The following is a 17,044-nucleotide window of genomic DNA, read 5'->3' on the forward strand; positions in this document are numbered from 1 at the left end:
TGTCGTCGACGGAGCAGCCCGTACGGGTGGAGTATGTGACCGATCCAGCGGCAGCGATGTCTCGTCTGGCGGCGGCGGACCGCTTCGGTGAGTACGTGATGTACGAGCAGCCGGGGGAGTGGGTGTTCGCCGCCGATCCGCTCGGCAGCGTGGAACTCGACGCCGGTGAGCTGCGCACGGTGTGGGGCGGCAAGACCACCGCGCGCGCGTGGACGGGCAGTCCCGCGCAGGTCGTCGACGCCGCGCTGGCCGAACTGCCGCTCGACGGCCGCAACGCCTTCGGCTGGATCGGATTCGAGTTCTGCGCGTACTCGCTGGCGGCCACCCGCTACCTGAACCAGCGGACCCCGCTGGCGCACCTGATGATTCCGCGGATCGAGGTGCGCATCGACGCCTCCGGCGTGCGGATCAGCGGTGCGACCCCGGGGGAGGCGTGCGATATCCACGACCTGATCGCCGCGTCGCAGGGCACCGACCTGCCGGTCGCGCACCCCGTCGACGTGCGGCCCGACCCGACCGGCTACCAGGACCGCGTCGCCGCAGCGGTGGCCGAGATCCGTTCCGGCAGCTACCAGAAGGTCATCCTGTCGCGGAAGGTCGCGCTGCCCTTCGCCGTCGATGTGCCCGGCACCTATCGCCTCGGCCGCGCCAACAACACCCCCGCCCGTTCGTTCCTGCTGCGCCTGGGCGGGCTGGAAGCGGCCGGGTTCAGCCCGGAGCTGGTGGCCTCGGTCGACGACGATCGCATCGTCACCACCGAGCCGCTGGCGGGCACCCGCGCCTTCGGGCTCGGTGTCGAGGCCGACGACGCGGCCCGCGCGGACCTGCTCGCCGATCCGAAGGAGATCGTGGAGCACGCGATCTCGGTGCAGACCTCGTTCGCCGAGATCACCGAGGTGGCCGCGCCCGGCACGCCCGCTGTGTCCGACTTCATGGCGGTGCGCGAGCGCGGCAGCGTGCAGCACCTGGCCTCGACCGTGCGCGGCACCCTCGCCGCCGACCGGACCAGCTGGGACGCGCTCGAGGTGCTGTTCCCCTCGGTGACCGCCTCCGGCATCCCCAAGCGCGAGGGCGTCGACTCCGTCTTCCGCAACGACCACGACCCGCGCGGCCTGTACTCCGGTGCGGTGGTGTGCGTCTCGCCGACCGGCGCGCTCGAGGCGACCCTGGTACTGCGCGCGATCTATCAGACCGGCGAGGGCGCCTGGCTGCGCGCCGGTGCGGGCATCGTCGGGCAGTCGCGGCCCGAGCGTGAGTTCGAGGAGACCTGCGAGAAGCTCGGCAGCGTCGCGCCCTACGTCGTCAAGGCTTGAGCCTGTCCGCGAATTCTGCCGATCGTCGGGTGCGCGGGACATGGGCATCGGGCCGACGGTGGTGGCCGTCGGCCCGATGCCGGGCGTACCCGTGTTCACGCGAGATCAGTGCGCGGGGTCAGGCGACATCGGCGCGTAGGGCTTTCTTGTCGATCTTGCCGACGGCGGTGATCGGCAGCGAATCCGCCTGGCGCACCAGGTCGGGCAGCTTGTAGGTGGCCAGCCCGCGCTCGGTGAGGAAGGTCTTGATCTCGCCCAGGCTGGGCAGTTCGCCGGTGACGACCAGGACCACGCAGGCCTTCTCGCCGAGCGAGGCGTCCGGCAGGCCGACCGCCGCCGCGTGCCGGATGGCGGGATGGGCGAGCAGGTGCTCCTCCAGCTCGTCGCACGAGATGTTCTCGCCGCCGCGGTTGATCACGTCCTTGATCCGGCCGCTGACCACCAGGTGCCCACTGGGCAGCTGCCGCACCAGGTCACCGCTGCGGTAGTAGCCGTCGGGGGTGAAGGCGCGCGCGTTGTGTTCGGGCGCGCGGTAGTACCCGCGCAGCGTGTACGGGCCGCGGGTGAGCAGTTCGCCCTCCTCGCCGGGCGCGACGTCGTTGCCATTGGCGTCGACGACGCGCAGTTCGTCGGCGGGGGAGAGCGGGCGGCCCTGAGTGGTGTAGACCAGCTCGTCGTTATCGTCGAGGCGGGTGTAGTTGAGCAGGCCCTCGGCCATGCCGAACACCTGTTGGAGACGGCAGTGCAGGGCCGGCTCGACGTCGCGGGCGTTGACCTCGGCCAGACGCGCGCCGCCGACCTGCAACAGCCGCAGCGAGCTCAGGTCGGCGTCCTCCCAGTCGACCGCCGCGCTCCACAATTGGGCCAGCGGCGGGACGACCGCGGTGACGGTGACGCCGTGCTTCTCGATCGCGGCGAAGGCCGCCTCCGGGCTCGGGTCGACAGTGAAGGCGATCGCGCCGCCGGTCGCCACCACGCCGAGGATGCCGGGGCAGGCCAGCGGGAAGTTGTGCGCGGCGGGCAGGGTCGCGAGGTAGACGTCGTCGGCGGTGAGTTCGCAGATCCGGGCGCTGGCGGTCGCGTTGTAGGCGTAGTCGTCGTGGGTGCGGGCAATCAGTTTGGGCAGGCCGGTGGTGCCGCCGGAGACCAGCATCAGCGCGATCTCGGACGGGTCGATCACCGGCAGTGATGCGCCGTCGGCCGCGATCGAATCCAGCGCGGTGAACTCACCCGGATCACCGGCGACGAGGACGTGGCGCAGGCTCGGGACGGCCTGGCGCACGGTGGCGGCGAGCTCGCGGTAGTCGAAATCGCCCAGGGTGTCGGGGATCAGGTAGGCCACGGCGCCGGAAAGCGCGGCCAGGTGCTCGATCTCGGCGCGGCGATGCGCGGGCAGGGTCAGCACGGGGATGATGCCCGCTCGCAGCAGTCCGAACAGGGCGGTGGCGAACTCGGGAATGTTGGGCAGCTGCACGACCACCCGGTCGCCGGGTTCGATGCCGAGCGCGAGCAGGCCGTGCGCCATCCGGTCGGCGGCGGCATCGAGGTCGGCGTAGGTGCGCACGCCCGTGTCGGCGAGGATCGCGGGCCGGTCCGGCTGGGTGCGGGCGGAGTCGCGCAGGAGGTCGCCGAGGGTGCGTCCGGCCCAGTAGCCGTCGGCGCGGTACTGCTGTGCGGCGGCCTCGGGGAAGGGGACGTAGCCCTGGCGATGGTCTGCTGCGGCTGATGTCGACGTCACGTTCTGCCTCGCTGCTCTGGCCGGTGGTCCGGTGGTTCGGCGCCCGCGTCGCAGGCTACCCTTGCATAGGTTAGGCAACCCTATCTCAATGGAGTAGGCTGCCGCCGAGCAGTACCGGAATCCGTCCGGCCACGGACGGCGAGCAAGGAGTGAACCGGCAGATGGATACCGCACCCGCAGGCGTCGTGATCGACCGCGCCGAGATCCGCGCCGCGATCGCCCGCCAGCTCGAGCTCACGCCCGACGATGTCGCCGACGCCACCGACCTCATCCAGCTCGGCCTGGACTCGATCCGCACCATGAAGCTCGCCGGCGGCTGGCGCAAACGCGGCATCGCGGTGAACTTCGCGCTGCTGGCGGCCCATCCGACGGTCGACGCCTGGTACGCCTTACTCAACGGCGCGCATCCGGGCGAACTCGATGCCGCCGCTCCGAATCCGTCCGCGGAGGATGCGTCGCCGGCCGGCTCCGCCGAGGGCTCGGCCGCCGCACCGAGCGCGGTAGCGCGTGGCCCGCTCGTGCGCGACCGCCTCGAATCCACGACGGCGGATGGCGCGCGGCCCGTCGGCGACCCGGTCGGGGCCCCCGACTTCGAGTCGGCGGCAAGCGAATCGGAGATCGTCCCCGACGACGGGACGCCGTTCGCGCTGGCCCCCATGCAGCACGCCTACTGGATCGGCCGGTCCGACGCCCAGGAACTCGGCGGCGTCGCCGCGCACCTCTACGTCGAATTCGACGGCGCGGATGTCGATCCCGAGCGGCTCGCGCGGGCCGTCGACCAGCTGCTGGTGCGCCACCCCATGCTGCGCACCCGGTTCCTGCCCGACGGCACCCAGCAGACCCTCGACCGTCCCGGTCGCCCCGTCTACAGCGTCACCGACCTGCGTGCGTCCTCCGCCGAGGACGCCGAGCGGCGGCTCGGGGACCTGCGGACCGCGCGCACCCATCAGCGGATGGCGGTGCAGGACGGCCAGGTGATCGATATCGCGCTGACCCGCCTGCCCGAGGGCCGCACCCGCCTGCACCTCGATGTCGACATGCTCGCCGCCGACGCGATGAGCTACCGCATCCTCGTCACCGACCTGGCCCGGCTCTACCACGGCGAACAGCTGCCGCCGCAGCACTACACCTTCCGGCAGTACCTGGCCGAGCACCCGGCGGGCACCGGTGACGAGCACGCCCGCGACCGCGCCTGGTGGCAGGATCGTCTGCCCGAGCTGCCCGGCGCGCCGGAACTGCCGCAGTCCCAGCACATTTCCGACCCCAGCCGGACCGTCCGCCTGCACCGCTGGCTGTCGCCGCAGGCCAAGGCCCAGGTGTTCGACGCCGCCCACGCGCGCGGCATCACCCCGGCGATGGCGCTGGCCTCGGTGTTCGCCGAGACCATCGGCGGGTGGTCGGCGCAGCGCCGGTTCCTGCTGAATCTGCCGCTGTTCCACCGTGAGCCGGTGCACCCGCAGGTCGACGGCGTCGTCGGCGACTTCACCTCCTCGGTGCTGCTCGAGGTCGACGTCACCGAGCCGGCCACCGTCGCCGACCGGGCCCGCGCCCTGCAGCAGCGGCTGCACGAGGCGGGCGCGCACTCGGCCTACTCGGGCCTGGAAGTGCTGCGCGATCTGGGCAGGCACCGCGGCGAACCAGTGCTGGCCCCCATCGTCTACACCAGCGCGCTCAACCTGGGCGAACTGTTCGCCGACGCCGTCACCGACACCTTCGGCGAGCCGGTCTGGATCATCTCGCAGGGCCCGCAGGTGCTGCTGGACGCCCAGATCACCGAGGTCCGCGGCGGCCTCCTGCTGAACTGGGACATCCGCGAATCCGCCTTCCCCGTGGGCATGGTCGAGTCCATGTTCGCCCGCTACATCGAGGCCATCGAACGTCTCGGCGGGCAGACCTCCGCGCCTGCCGACGCGCCGGTGAGTGCCGAGTCGGTCGCCGGTGCCACCGAGCCCGTGGCGGACTCCGCGACGCCGGAGGCGGCCGACCCCGGTGGCCGGGGACGGTCTGCCGCCGCGATCGGCGGTGCCGGGTGGCAGGCCGAGGCAGGCGTGCGAATCCCGGTGGAGCAGGCCGCGACTCGGGCCCGCGTGAATGCCACGGCCGGTCCGGTCAGCGGGGGACTGCTGCACACGGGCTTCTTCGCCAACGCCGCCACCAACCCGTCCGCGCCGGCGGTGCTCTGGGAGCCCGCCGGGCAGCTGACCTACGGCGAACTGGCCGCCGACGCGCTGGCGGTCGCCGGTGCGTTGCGCGAAGCCGGTGTGGCGCCGGGTGATTCGGTCGCGGTGCAGCTGCCGAAGGGGCCGGATCAGATCGTCGCGGTGCTCGGTGTGCTGGCGGCCGGCGCGGTGTACGTGCCGATCGGCTTCGATCAGCCCGCCGCCCGGCGCGCGGAGATCCTGCGCACCGCCGACGCGGTCGCGGTGCTGACCGTCGGCGGCGCGCGGATCCCCGACGTGCGAGCGATCGATCTGGCAGAGGCCCGCACGCACGCGGAACCGTTGGCGCGCCCCGTCTTCGGTGATCCGGAGAACATCGCCTACGTGCTGTTCACCTCCGGCTCCACCGGCAAGCCCAAGGGTGTCGAGGTGCCGCATCGCGCCGCGATGAACACCATCGACGACCTCAACGAGCGCTTCGGCCTCGGCGCCGCCGATCGGGCACTGGCCCTCTCGGCGCTGGAGTTCGACCTGTCCGTCTACGACATCTTCGGCCTGCTCGCCGTCGGCGGCGCGGTCGTCGCGGTGGACGACACCCAGCGCGCGGACCCGGTCGCGTGGGTGGACCTGATCGGCCGCCACCGGGTGTCGATGCTCAACTGCGTTCCGAGCCTGCTCGACATGCTGCTCACCGCCGCGGCGGGTGCGGCACTGCCGTCGCTGCGCACGGTGATCCTCGGCGGCGACTGGGTCGACGTGGCCCTGCCCGCGCGCCTGGCCGCGGTGGCGCCGGAGTGCCGGTTCGCCGGTCTCGGCGGCGCCACCGAGACCGCGATCCACTCGACCATCTGCGAGGTCGTCGACGCGCGGGTGCCCGCCGAGTGGAGCGCGGTGCCCTACGGCACCCCGCTGCGCAATGTGCGCTGCCGCGTCGTCGGGCCCGCGGGCAACGACTGCCCCGACTGGGTCACCGGTGAGCTGTGGATCGGTGGCGACGGCGTCGCGGCCGGCTACCGCGCCGATCCGGAACGCACCGCCGACCGGTTCGTCACCCACGAGGGCGTGCGCTGGTACCGCACCGGCGACCTGGCCCGCTACCTGCCCGACGGCGGCCTGGAGTTCCTCGGTCGCGCCGATCACCAGGTCAAGATCCGGGGTTACCGGGTGGAGCTCGGCGAGGTGGAGAGTGCCCTGCGCGCGGTTCCCGGCATCCGGCACGCGGTCGCGGCCGTGGTCGGCGCCGCGGCCCCGAAGCTGGTCGCCGCGGTCGTCGCGACCCCGGACACCGCCCTCGACGTCGATGCCGTGCTGGCGGCGACCGCCGAGCTGGTGCCCGCCTATATGGTTCCGACCCGGCTGGAACTGCTCGCCGAACTCCCGCTCACCTCGAACGCCAAGCCGGACCGCAAGGCGGTGCGCGCGGTGCTCGAGCGCAGCGAGACCGTGGTCGAATTCGTCGCGCCGCGGACCGATCTGGAGCGCGCGCTCGCGTCGGTGGTCGGCGAGGTGCTCGCGACCGAGCGGATCGGCGTGACCGACGACTTCTTCGCCCTCGGCGGCGACTCGGTGCTCGCCACCACCGCCGTGGCCCGCATCCGCGAGTGGCTCGACGCTCCCGACACCGTCGTCGCCGACCTGTTCACCGCGCGCAGTATCGCCGGGCTGGCGGCGCGCATGCTCGAACGGGAAGCCGCGGCGGGCGCCACCGGCAGGCTCGAGGCGGTCGCCGCGATGTACCTCGAGGTCGCCGCGATGACCGACGAGGAAATCCTCGCGCAGTCCTGATGACCAGAGCCGGTGCGAACCACGCACCGGCTCTTGTCGATTCGCGCTTTGCGCAGGTCGCAGTAGACTTTCGCCGGTGAGCAAGTGGACTACCGCGAACCTGCCCGACCAGACCGGCCGCACCATCGTCGTCACCGGAGCCAACAGTGGCTTAGGCGCCGCCACCGCGCGGGCGCTCGCCGGCGCGGGCGCCCAGGTGATCCTGGCGTGCCGAGATACGGGCAAGGCGGAGCGGGTCGCGGCGAGTCTGCCGGGCGAGACCGAGGTCCGCCCGCTCGACCTGGCGAACCTGAACTCGGTGCGGGCCTTCGCCGACTCGATCGAGCGAGTCGACGTGCTCATCAACAACGCGGGCGTGATGGCGCTGCCGCTGCGCCGCACCGCCGACGGCTTCGAGATGCAGTTCGGCACCAACCACCTCGGCCACTTCGCGCTCACCAACCTGCTGCTCGACCGGGTCACCGACCGGGTGGTCACGGTGTCCAGCGGCGCGCATCGCATCGGCCGGATCGATCTCGACGACCCCAACTGGGAGCGCCGCCGCTACGACCGCTGGATGGCCTACGGCCAGTCCAAGCTGGCCAATCTGATGTTCGCCTACGAATTGCAGCGCAGGCTGGCCGGGGAGGGCGCCGCCGTGGTGTCGGTCGCCGCGCACCCCGGCTACGCCGCCACCGAACTCATGTCGCACACCGAGACCATCCAGGACGCGGTCATGTGGCTGGGCAACCGCACCCTGGCGCAGAGCGCCGAGCAGGGCGCGCTGCCGACGCTGTTCGCCGCCACCGCCGACATCGTGCCCGGCGCGTTCTACGGCCCCGACGGCCTGCTCGGCCTGCGCGGTTACCCGGCCCGCTGCGGCAGCAGCGCCGCGTCGAAGGACCGCGCGGTCGCGGCCGAACTGTGGGAGCTCTCCGAGAAGCTCTGCGGCCTGATCTGAGATGCGGTGACCGGCATCACCTTCGGTGATGTCACATCCCGGGTGGCTCCCTCGTCCTCTCTGTAGAACCCCACAGAACGACGAAGGAGCCATCATGGAACCGCGCTTCAACCTCTTCGGTAACCCCGTCGCCGCCGGCTTCGCCAAGCGCCTGACCATGGCGAGCAAGGTGATCGACGATTCGACGCTGGACAAGGTGACCTACGAGCTGGTGAAGCTGCGCGCCTCGCAGATCAACGGCTGTAGCTACTGCACGGACATGCACTTCAAGGACGCCGTGCACGCGGGCGAGTCCGCGACGCGGCTGAACCTGGTCGCCGCCTGGCACGAGGCCACCGTCTTCACCGAGGCCGAGCGGGCCGCGCTCGCGCTGACCGAGGAGGCGACCCGCGTCGCCGACGGCGGCCACGTCTCCGACGACACCTGGGAGCAGGTGCGCAAGCACTTCGACGACGACCAGACCGCCGCGCTGATCGCCGCCATCGCGATGATCAACGCCTGGAACCGGATGAATGCCATCGCCCGCACCCCCGCGGGCGACTACGTCCCCGGTCAGTGGGGCTGAGCGAGCCGGTGCCCGCGCGGCCCCGCCGGTGACGACGTCGCGGTCAGCGGGGCCGCGCGAACCGGTGCCCGTGTTCGGCCGCCCACTGCGCGAACGTGCGCGCCGGGCGGCCGAGCACCTGTTCCACCGTCGGATCGACCGTGTACGACTCCGGGCTCGACTCGGCGTACCAGCCGATCACGTACTCGGCGTCGGCCCGCGAGACGCCGGTGGCCAGCAGCCGGTCGACGGCCTGCTGGTGGGTGATCTCGGCGAACTCGATCGGCCTGCCCGCCGCCGCGGCCAGGATCGCGATCCGCTCGCGGGTCGTGAGCGGCGCGGGTCCGGTCAGGTTGTAGGCGCGGCCGTGATGGCCGTCCTCCAGCAGTGCCGCCGCCGCGACCGCGCCGATATCGGCCTCGTGGACCACCGCGCTCGGGTGGTCGTAGGGCTCGCGGACCACGCCGTCGGCCAGGATCGTCTCCTGCCAGGTGAGCGCGTTCGACATGAACTCCTGCGGCTCCAGCCGCGTCCATTCCACGCCGGACTCGGCGACGGCCCGCTCGACCGGCCCGACGCCGCCGCCCCAGACCACGGTGATGCGGCGCACGCCCGCGTCGACCGCCCGGCCGATCAGCTCCGGTCCGACCTCGGCCAGTCCGGCCGTCGCCGTCACGTGCAGCCGGTCGACGCCGTGCCAGGCGTCGTCGAGGGTCGACGGCACGGTGTGCGTGCCGGTGACCAGTTCCACCTCCGCGCCGAGCAGCGTGCGCGCGGCGGCGGCATCGCGGGTGAGTGCCTTGACCTTCTCTCCGCGACCGACGAGTTCGCGGACCACCTGGCGGCCGGTGTTGCCGGTCGCGCCCGTAACCAGTGTTGTCACAGTCGTTTTCCTTTCCTCGGCTACCGACGCTAAAAGCTCGAGCAAGGTAGAGGTCAAGGGTTTCGGTCTGCGGACCCGCGGGCGCGGCGGTGTGATGGTCCGCACTCCGGGCAACCATGCCCCGGCCGACGACGTTTCACCGGTGGTACAGTCCACGGCATGCAGCGCGCATATTTCTGGTTTAGCGAGCCGGCCCTGGGTGGGCCGGTCTGCGACCCTGCGCGCTGACCTCTTCCACCCCGAGCCGGACACTGACCGGCTCGACGGGTTCGCGAAAGTCCGTGGGTCGGCCTCGAAGAATAGGAAACCCACACATGACCACCGCAGCCGATGTCGACTCGCGGCATTCCGATCTCGATGATCAGCGCACCCTCAGCGTGAGCCCCCTGCGCTCGCCCGCCGAGGTCCGCACCGTCCATCCCATCACCGACCAGCTCGCCGACACCGTGCGCGCCGGCCGCAAGGCCACCGTCGACGTGCTCAACGGCGACGACGACCGCCTCATGGTGATCGTCGGCCCGTGCTCGGTGCACGACCCGGCCGCCGCGCTGGACTACGCCCGCAAGCTGGCCGCCAAGGCCGCCGAGCTGAGCGACCGGCTGCACGTGGTGATGCGGGTGTACTTCGAGAAGCCGCGCACCACGCTGGGCTGGAAGGGACTGATCAACGATCCGCACCTGGACGGTTCGTTCGACGTCAACACCGGCCTCGGCATCGGCCGCAAGGTGCTCGTCGACATCACCGCGCTCGGTCTGCCGGTCGCGTGTGAGTTCCTCGACCCGATCACCCCGCAGTACATCGCGGACCTGGTCTCCTACGGCGCGATCGGCGCCCGCACGGCGGCCAGCCAGGTGCACCGCCAGCTGTCCTCGGCGCTGTCCATGCCGGTCGGCATCAAGAACGGCACCGACGGTGACGTGCAGGTCGCCGTCGACGGCGTGCGCGCCGCCGCGGCCAGTCACGTCTTCCCCGGCACCGACCTCGACGGCCGCTCCGCGCTGATCCGCACCACCGGCAACCCGGACTGCCACGTCATCCTGCGCGGTGGCAGCAACGGCACCAACTACGACGCCGCCTCCGTCGCCGAGGCCAAGCTGCGGCTGGAGAAGTCCTCGCTGGCCCAGCGCGTGGTCGTCGACGCCAGCCACGGCAACAGCAACAAGGACCACAACCGCCAGGTCGACGTCGTCACCGACATCGCCGAGCGGCTCGCCGCCGGCGAGCAGGGCGTGGTCGGCGTCATGCTGGAGTCGTTCCTCGTCGCGGGCCGCCAGGACCTGACCCTCGGCAAGGCCGACGAGCTCACCTACGGCCAGTCCATCACCGACGCGTGCATCGACTGGGACGTCACCGCGGCCCAGCTCGACCGCCTCGCCGCCGCCGTCGAATCCCGGCGCGGCTGAGCCTTTCTCGTCCTGTGGCCCCGGAGAAATCCGGGGCCACAGGACTTTTCGCTACTGGTTCTGCACCGCGAGGCGACCGGCCAGCGCGACGAACGAGGCGCCGAACACCCGTCGCATCCACGTCACCACGACCGGTCGCGCCAGGATGTGCGAGCGCACCGCCGCCGCGGCCGCCCCGTAGACGGCGAAGACCACGAAGGTCGCCAGCATGAACAGCCCGCTCAGTTCGAGCATGCGCGCCAGGGCATTCGGGGCGCCGCTGGGCACGAACTGCGGCAGGAACGCGAAGAAGAAGATCGTCAGCTTCGGGTTCAGCACATTGAGCAGAATCGCCGACCCGATCACCTTCCGCGCCGACGGCGCGGGCCCCGCCTCCGCGTCGGGAACCCCCAGCGCTCCCTTGTCCCGGAAGGTGCTCCACGCCATGTACAGCAGATAGGCGACGCCGAGATACTTCAACGTCTGAAACGCGACCGCACTGGTGTTCAACACGGCCGCCAGCCCGGTGATCGCGGCGATCATGTGCGGCACGATGCCGAGCGTGCACCCGAACGCGGCGACAACACTGGCCCGCACCCCCCGAGCCAACCCGGCAGCCAGCGTGAACAGCACCCCGGTCCCCGGCGTAGCGACGATGACGAGCGTGGTCAGCACGAATTCGATGCTCATCTCCCGCAGGGTAACCGCTCGCCGAACCTCGAGGAAGGCCCATCCCCGGCGAGCGTAGGGTGTGCCGGTGACCGGGCGCCGAGACAACCCACACGACAGCTTGTTTCGTGGCATCATGGGCGAGCCGACCTACGCGGCTTCCGAATTGCGGTCGGTGCTACCCGAACGCCTGTCCGCCTGGCTGAATTGGTCGACGCTGCGCAAAGGGCCCGCCGACTACGTCACCGAAGAGATGCGGGTCCGGTTCGGTGACTTACTGTTCGAGGTCGACAGTCGCGACGGTGCCGCCCTCATCTACGTGGCGATGGAGCATCAGAGCAGCAGCGACGAATTGATGCCGTTCCGGATGCTCGAGTACCTGACACAGATCTGGGCGCGTCATCTGCGCAAGGCCAAACCGCGACCGAGACGGTTGCCCGTCGTCATTCCGCTGGTTGTGCACATCGGCTCACAGGGGGCCCGGTGGAGTCACTCGACACAGTTCGTCGACCTTTTCGAGATACCGGCGGGCGTGGCCGACGTGCTCGGTGACTACCTGCCGCGATTCCGGTTCATGCTCGACGACATCACGGCGGTGGATTCGGCAGAACTGGCCGAGCGCCCGCTCGCACCGGAAGTGCGGCTGATGCTGAATGTGATGAAGTCCGCCCCGAACAATTCCGATCTGGGTCGGGCGCTCGCCGAATGGACCGCCGACCTGGCCGAGGTAGCCGATGGCGTGGACGCCTTTCGGGTCCTGAATATGCTAGTTCGCGACATTATGCTGGTCGGTGAGACCGAAGAGAAGGCGTTGACGCCGCTGTTCGATGGGCTCGGACCGGAAGCGAAGGAGGCGCTCGTGACTGCTGCTGATCGGCTTCGTGCCGAGGGGGAGTTGCGTGGGCGTGCCGAAGGCGAGGCTCGAGGAGAAGTTCGGGGCGTGGTCAAGACGCTGCTGAATCAGCTCCAGCTCAAATTCGGTGTTGTGCCTGCTTCTGTTGTCGACACCGTCCGTGCTGCCGACCCCGAGGATCTGAATCGATGGGCTGGGCAGATTCTGACCGCGAACACGATCGAGGAAACGCTGCGCTGATCGCTGTGGCGGCCGCCGGGACGAGTTCGCGAGCCGGCCGGGTGCGTGCTGGAGGTTTGTTCTGGGTCGGCACACTGGTAGGCGATGAAGCTGCCTGAACTACCTGATCTGCCGGTGCGGCCCGCGCTGGGGGAGATCGTCGAGACGCTGGTCGAGCGGGGGGTGGCGGTGCTGGTCGCGCCGCCGGGGACCGGGAAGACGACCCTGGTGCCGTTGGCGTTGGCGGCGGGGACCGCGGGGAAGGTTGTCGTGGCCGAGCCACGGCGGCTGGCGGCGCGGGCGGCGGCGGCTCGGATGGCGGCCTTGCTCGGGGAGCGGGTGGGGGACAGCGTCGGGTATTCCGTGCGCGGGGATCGGAAGGTCGGGTCGCGGACGCGGATCGAGGTGGTGACCTCGGGGCTGCTGGTGCGGCGGTTGCAGAGTGATCCCGAGTTGGATGGCGTCGGCACCGTCGTGCTCGACGAATGCCACGAGCGGCACCTGGACGCCGACCTGCTGTTGGCCCTGCTGCTCGACGCCCGCTCCGGACTCCGGCCCGACCTGCGGGTCCTCGCTACCTCGGCGACGGTCGCGGCCGGTCGCCTCGCGGTGCTGCTCGGCTCGGGGGAGGCGCCGCCGGGCTCGGCGCCGCCATCGGCGGGTGGTGCGGGCACTGCGCTCGAGGCTGGCCCGATGGTCGGGGGCGGCGCGGTGTCGTCGGCGGTCGTGGCTGATGGCGGTGCGGCGGACCCGGCCGAGTCTCGCGTGGGCCCGCAGGTTCGGCCCGGCGTGCGCTCAGTGGGCGCGGAGGTTCGGCCTGCCGTGGGCTCGATGGGCGCGGAGGTTCGGCCCGGCGTGGGCTCGGCTGATGTGTCCGGCGGTGGCTCGGGGGCGCGGGTGAGCGCTGACGCGAGTGGCGCGGCACCGGTGGTCGACGTTCGGGGTCGGGCGTATCCGGTTGCGGTGGATTATGTTCCGGCGCTGGCTCGGGAGCGGGTGGAGGCGCAGGTCGCGCGGGCGACTCGGCGGGCGCTGGCCGAGACCGAGGGGGATGTGCTGGTGTTCTTGCCCGGCGTCGGTGAGATCACTCGGACCGCGGGGTTGTTGCGGGATCTCGACGGTGTCGACGTGGTGCCGTTGCACGGGCGATTGGGGAGCTCGGTGCAGGATGTCGCGTTGCGGCCGGGGGCGAGGCGGCGCGTCGTATTGTCCACGGCGGTAGCCGAATCCAGTCTCACCGTGCCCGGGGTTCGCGCGGTCGTCGACTCGGGTCTGTCGCGGGTGCCTCGCATCGATCACCGTCGTGGGTTGTCCGGCCTTGCGACCGTGCGGGTTTCGGCCGCCGTCGCCGAGCAGCGCGCGGGGCGGGCCGGGCGTGAGGCGCCTGGTCATGCGTGGCGCTGCTGGCCCGAATACGAGCATCAGACGCTGCCCGCCTATCCCGAGCCGGAGATCCGCACCGCCGAACTCACCCGCCTCGCACTGGAATTGGCATGCTGGGGAACTCCCGACGGCACCGGCCTCACCTGGTGGGACGCCCCGCCCGAAGGTGGCCTCGCCGCCGGCCGTGCGGTCCTGCATGCCCTGGGTGCCCTCGACGACGCGGACCACGTCACCGAACGTGGCCGCGCCATGGCGGCCCTCGGCCTGCACCCCCGCCTCGCCCGCGCCCTCCTCGACGGGGCCGCCGACGTCGGTGCTCGCGCGGCCGCCGAGATGGTGGTTCTGATGGATGACGATGCCCTCGCCTCCGGGGTCGACGCGGCAGCTGCCCTGCGCGCTCTGCGCGCCGAACGACCGCCCCGCTGGACGCGAGAGGTCCAACGCCTGATCCGGCTGATCGATGCGAGCGCGGGCGCGGCGACAGCTGGTGACCAGGGCGCTGGAGCCGCCCGCGGTGGTCCGAACGCCGGGTCGGCTGCTGGGCGGCGTGGCGGAGCGAAGGTTGCGGGCGATGACCGGGGTGGTGTCGTGAGTTCGGCGTCGGCGGATCCGGCGGCGCTCCTCATCGCGTTGGCGCATCCGGAGCGGTTGGCTCGGCGGCGGGCGAACGGGGCGTCGTATCTGATGGCGGGTGGGACGGCGGTGACCTTGCCGCCGGGGTCCGGGCTCGCGGCGGCGGAGTGGCTCGCGGTCGCGGTGGCCGATCGGGATCCGGGGCGGGCCGAGGGGCGGATTCGGCTGGCGGCCATCGCCGATGAGGATCTCGCGCGGGCGGCCGCGCCGGGGTTGGTGACGCGCGCCGACGAAGTGCGCTGGGAGTCCGGTGATGTCGTCGCCCGGCGGGTGGAACGGCTCGGGGCGATCGTCCTGTCGGAAAAGGCCCTGCGCGAACCGGATTCGCGATTGCTGGCAGAAGCGGTGCGCGAGGGGTTGCGTTCGGAGGGGCTCGACCTGCTGCGCTGGGACGAGGACGCCCGTGGTCTGCGCCAGCGCCTCGACTTCCTGCACCGCACCCTCGGCGCACCCTGGCCCGCCGTCGACGACGACACCCTGCTCGCCGACCTCGATGCGTGGCTCGGCCCCGAGCTCGGCACGGCCCGCCGTCGCTCCGACCTGGCTCGTATCGACGCCGGCACCGCGCTGCGCCGACTGCTGCCCTGGCCGGCGGCCGCCCGCCTCGACGAGCTCGCCCCGGAACGCCTGGAGGTGCCGTCGGGCAGCCGCATCCGCCTCGACTACAGCGCCGACCCGCCGGTGCTGGCGGTGAAGGTCCAGGAGATCTTCGGCTGGACCGAGCCGCCCACCCTCGCCGGCGGCCGTGTCACGATCGTGCTGCACCTGCTGTCGCCCGCCCAGCGTCCCGTCGCCGTCACCGCCGACCTCCCGTCCTTCTGGCAGAACGGCTGGCCGCAGGTCCGCGCCGACCTCCGCGGCCGCTACCCCAAACACGCCTGGCCCGAGGACCCCACCACCGTCACAGCCCACCGAGGCACCGCCCGCAACGCCAACCGCTGATCCCGACGACCGGACGCTCGCACGGGGCACAGGCAATAGGCACGCCCAGCGTCCGCTCAAAGGTGAGAGATCGAGCCCGGCCCGGGACCATCCGACAGCGTTCCGAATCGGTCACTCCTGACGGCGAGAGTGCTTCGGCCGGGGCGGATCGCGTCGTGGCCCGGTCTGCGCACGCGCCCGCAGGACCTCGGCGACGCGTGCGGCGCTGACGCGGTCACGCGGTGACTCGGTGACTCGGTGACTCGGTGAAGCGGTGGCGCCGTGGGGCGGTGGCGCGGTGGCGCGGTGAGGCGGTCACGCGGTGGCGCGGTGACGCCGTGGGGCGTGGCGCGGTGACGCGGTGACGCCATGGGGGTGGCGCGGAGGCGCGGTGGACGCTCTACGGCGATACCGCCCGTGCGGCCAGGAGGTCGCCGGAAGTGGTGATTTCGCAGCGGAATCCGGCTGCGGCGAAGCGCGTGGTGAGTTGGTCGGGGGTAGGTTTCGGGCTGGTAGGCGGATCGGTAGGGCTGCCGTAGCCGTAGCAGAGCCACAGTCGCCCGGTGGGGGACAGGCACTCTCGGATCATCGACCAGGCCGCCGTCGCGGGGCCGGTCCAGAAGAGGTTGACGTTCACCGCGAACACGAGGTCGAAACGCCGGTCCCCGTCGAGCTGGGCCAGCACCGTGCTCGTCGACGCCGGGCCGATCGCCCCCTCGACCAGCCGAACCCGGCCGTCCGCGATCTCGGCGGCGCAGCGTTCCTGGGCCCGGCCGATCGCGGTGGCCGACCGATCGAGACCGACGATCCGCCCGCTCCGCAAGCGGTCCGCGATCCGCGGCAGCGAAGCGCCGGTCCCCGGCCCGAACTCGAGCACACGGTCGTCCGCCCGCACACCCATGAGGTCGGCGAACCACTCGAACCGCGCGTCGTCAGACATCGGAACTCCTCGGAGTGCCCATGCCTCCATGTTGACACGCCGCCTCGGCAATCGATTCTGGTCACCGTGGGGTCGGCCCGGACCGGCGGCTCAGCGCGGCGCGATCTCGGCAGGCCAGCCTTCGGCGAAGACGCCGGGGTCGGTGGCGAGGCGCGCCGCGTGCCATTCGTCGACGCGAGTGCCGCGCTGCATCCCGCCCTGCCGGGCCAGGCCCTCGTAATGGAACCCGACCCGGCGGACCGCGGCGGCCGAGGGATGATTGCCGACCATGGCGCGCCAGGTGACGCGGTCGAGGGCGAGGCCGTCGGGGGCGAAGGCGAAGTCGCAGGCCAGGGTGATGGCGCGGGTCATCAGGCCCTTGCCGCGGTGGTCCGCGGTGAGCCAGAAGCCGATCTCGCAGACGCCGGGGCCCCGGGCGTGCAGGCCGAGCATGCCTTCGACGGAGCCGTCCGGGGCGGTGCGCAGCGCCCAGACCGGCGTGTTGCTCGCCCAGCCGGGGGCGACGACCGTGTCGAGGAATTCCTCGGCGTCGGAGCGGGCGTAGGGAACGGGGATCGTCGTCCAGTGGCCTACCTCGGGGTCCTGGCAGCACTCGACGATGCGGTCGATGTCGGCACCGGTGGGGCGGGTGAGCCAGAGGGTGCCGTCGGTGAGCGTGTGCTCGTACATCGTGTCATCGTGA

Annotated in this window: 11 protein-coding genes and 2 pseudogenes; 8 read left to right on the forward strand and 5 right to left on the reverse strand. The window is 71.7% G+C overall.

Annotated elements, in window-relative coordinates; all coding sequences use genetic code 11:
* Window positions 1-26: 26 nt before the first annotated feature.
* A complete protein-coding gene (locus Q7X29_RS05705) occupies window positions 27-1,313 on the forward strand; it encodes a salicylate synthase (protein ID WP_374104843.1) in 1,287 nt (428 codons plus the stop codon).
* A 118-nt stretch (window positions 1,314-1,431) separates the two neighbouring features.
* Here Q7X29_RS05705 and Q7X29_RS05710 read toward each other — a convergent pair whose 3' ends face one another.
* A complete protein-coding gene (locus Q7X29_RS05710; RefSeq protein ID WP_316573456.1) occupies window positions 1,432-3,051 on the reverse strand; it encodes a (2,3-dihydroxybenzoyl)adenylate synthase in 1,620 nt (539 codons plus the stop codon).
* Window positions 3,052-3,212: 161 nt separating this feature from the next.
* Between Q7X29_RS05710 and Q7X29_RS05715 the strand changes: the two are divergent.
* The 4 genes and pseudogenes from Q7X29_RS05715 to Q7X29_RS05730 all read left to right on the forward strand — a co-directional run.
* Window positions 3,213-3,449: pseudogene (locus Q7X29_RS05715) on the forward strand (phosphopantetheine-binding protein); the annotation flags it as partial.
* A 183-nt stretch (window positions 3,450-3,632) separates the two neighbouring features.
* Window positions 3,633-6,995 (forward strand): annotated as a pseudogene (locus Q7X29_RS05720) (non-ribosomal peptide synthetase); the annotation flags it as partial.
* A gap of 76 nt (window positions 6,996-7,071) precedes the next feature.
* Window positions 7,072-7,935, forward strand: a complete 864-nt coding sequence (locus Q7X29_RS05725; protein WP_316573457.1) for an oxidoreductase — start codon at window positions 7,072-7,074, stop codon at window positions 7,933-7,935.
* 94 nt (window positions 7,936-8,029) lie between these two features.
* On the forward strand, window positions 8,030-8,500 hold the full coding sequence (locus Q7X29_RS05730) for a carboxymuconolactone decarboxylase family protein (RefSeq protein ID WP_316573458.1): 471 nt from the start codon (window positions 8,030-8,032) through the stop codon (window positions 8,498-8,500).
* Window positions 8,501-8,543: 43 nt separating this feature from the next.
* Here the strand turns inward: Q7X29_RS05730 and Q7X29_RS05735 are convergent, their stop codons facing one another.
* Window positions 8,544-9,362, reverse strand: a complete 819-nt coding sequence (locus Q7X29_RS05735) for an NmrA family NAD(P)-binding protein (RefSeq protein ID WP_316573459.1) — start codon at window positions 9,360-9,362, stop codon at window positions 8,544-8,546.
* A gap of 314 nt (window positions 9,363-9,676) precedes the next feature.
* Here Q7X29_RS05735 and Q7X29_RS05740 point away from each other — a divergent pair, with 314 nt between their 5' ends.
* Window positions 9,677-10,765, forward strand: coding sequence for a 3-deoxy-7-phosphoheptulonate synthase (locus Q7X29_RS05740; RefSeq protein ID WP_316573460.1), 1,089 nt, complete (start codon window positions 9,677-9,679; stop codon window positions 10,763-10,765).
* A gap of 51 nt (window positions 10,766-10,816) precedes the next feature.
* Here Q7X29_RS05740 and Q7X29_RS05745 read toward each other — a convergent pair whose 3' ends face one another.
* Window positions 10,817-11,434, reverse strand: a complete 618-nt coding sequence (locus Q7X29_RS05745) for a LysE family translocator (protein ID WP_316573461.1) — start codon at window positions 11,432-11,434, stop codon at window positions 10,817-10,819.
* Between the two features lie 67 nt (window positions 11,435-11,501).
* On the opposite strand from Q7X29_RS05745, the gene Q7X29_RS05750 reads away from it, so the two are divergent.
* Together Q7X29_RS05750 and hrpB are read left to right on the forward strand one after the other, a co-directional pair.
* Window positions 11,502-12,506, forward strand: coding sequence for an Rpn family recombination-promoting nuclease/putative transposase (locus Q7X29_RS05750; protein WP_316573462.1), 1,005 nt, complete (start codon window positions 11,502-11,504; stop codon window positions 12,504-12,506).
* 84 nt (window positions 12,507-12,590) lie between these two features.
* Window positions 12,591-15,443 carry an ATP-dependent helicase HrpB gene (gene hrpB / locus Q7X29_RS05755; protein ID WP_316573463.1) on the forward strand — a complete coding sequence of 951 codons (2,853 nt, stop codon included), beginning with the start codon at window positions 12,591-12,593 and terminating at the stop codon, window positions 15,441-15,443.
* 379 nt (window positions 15,444-15,822) lie between these two features.
* Here the strand turns inward: hrpB and Q7X29_RS05760 are convergent, their stop codons facing one another.
* Entirely contained in the window at window positions 15,823-16,362 is a 540-nt protein-coding gene (locus Q7X29_RS05760) for a class I SAM-dependent methyltransferase (protein ID WP_218717508.1), read from the reverse strand.
* 90 nt (window positions 16,363-16,452) lie between these two features.
* On the reverse strand, window positions 16,453-17,031 hold the full coding sequence (locus tag Q7X29_RS05765; RefSeq protein WP_218717507.1) for a GNAT family N-acetyltransferase: 579 nt from the start codon (window positions 17,029-17,031) through the stop codon (window positions 16,453-16,455).
* Window positions 17,032-17,044: the final 13 nt, after the last annotated feature.

It is taken from the genome of Nocardia canadensis (assembly GCF_032656385.1).
Taxonomy (GTDB): Bacteria; Actinomycetota; Actinomycetes; order Mycobacteriales; family Mycobacteriaceae; genus Nocardia; species Nocardia canadensis.

Excerpts from the sequence above, each read along its gene's own strand:
- Q7X29_RS05730 (WP_316573458.1), top strand. The coding sequence starts at position 8,030 with ATGGAACCGCGCTTCAACCTCTTCGGTAACCCCGTCGCCGCCGGCTTC.
- Q7X29_RS05740 (WP_316573460.1), top strand. The coding sequence starts at position 9,677 with ATGACCACCGCAGCCGATGTCGACTCGCGGCATTCCGATCTCGATGAT.
- Q7X29_RS05745 (WP_316573461.1), bottom strand. The coding sequence starts at position 11,434 with ATGAGCATCGAATTCGTGCTGACCACGCTCGTCATCGTCGCTACGCCG.
- hrpB (WP_316573463.1), top strand. The coding sequence starts at position 12,591 with ATGAAGCTGCCTGAACTACCTGATCTGCCGGTGCGGCCCGCGCTGGGG.
- Q7X29_RS05760 (WP_218717508.1), bottom strand. The coding sequence starts at position 16,362 with ATGTCTGACGACGCGCGGTTCGAGTGGTTCGCCGACCTCATGGGTGTG.
- Q7X29_RS05765 (WP_218717507.1), bottom strand. The coding sequence starts at position 17,031 with ATGTACGAGCACACGCTCACCGACGGCACCCTCTGGCTCACCCGCCCC.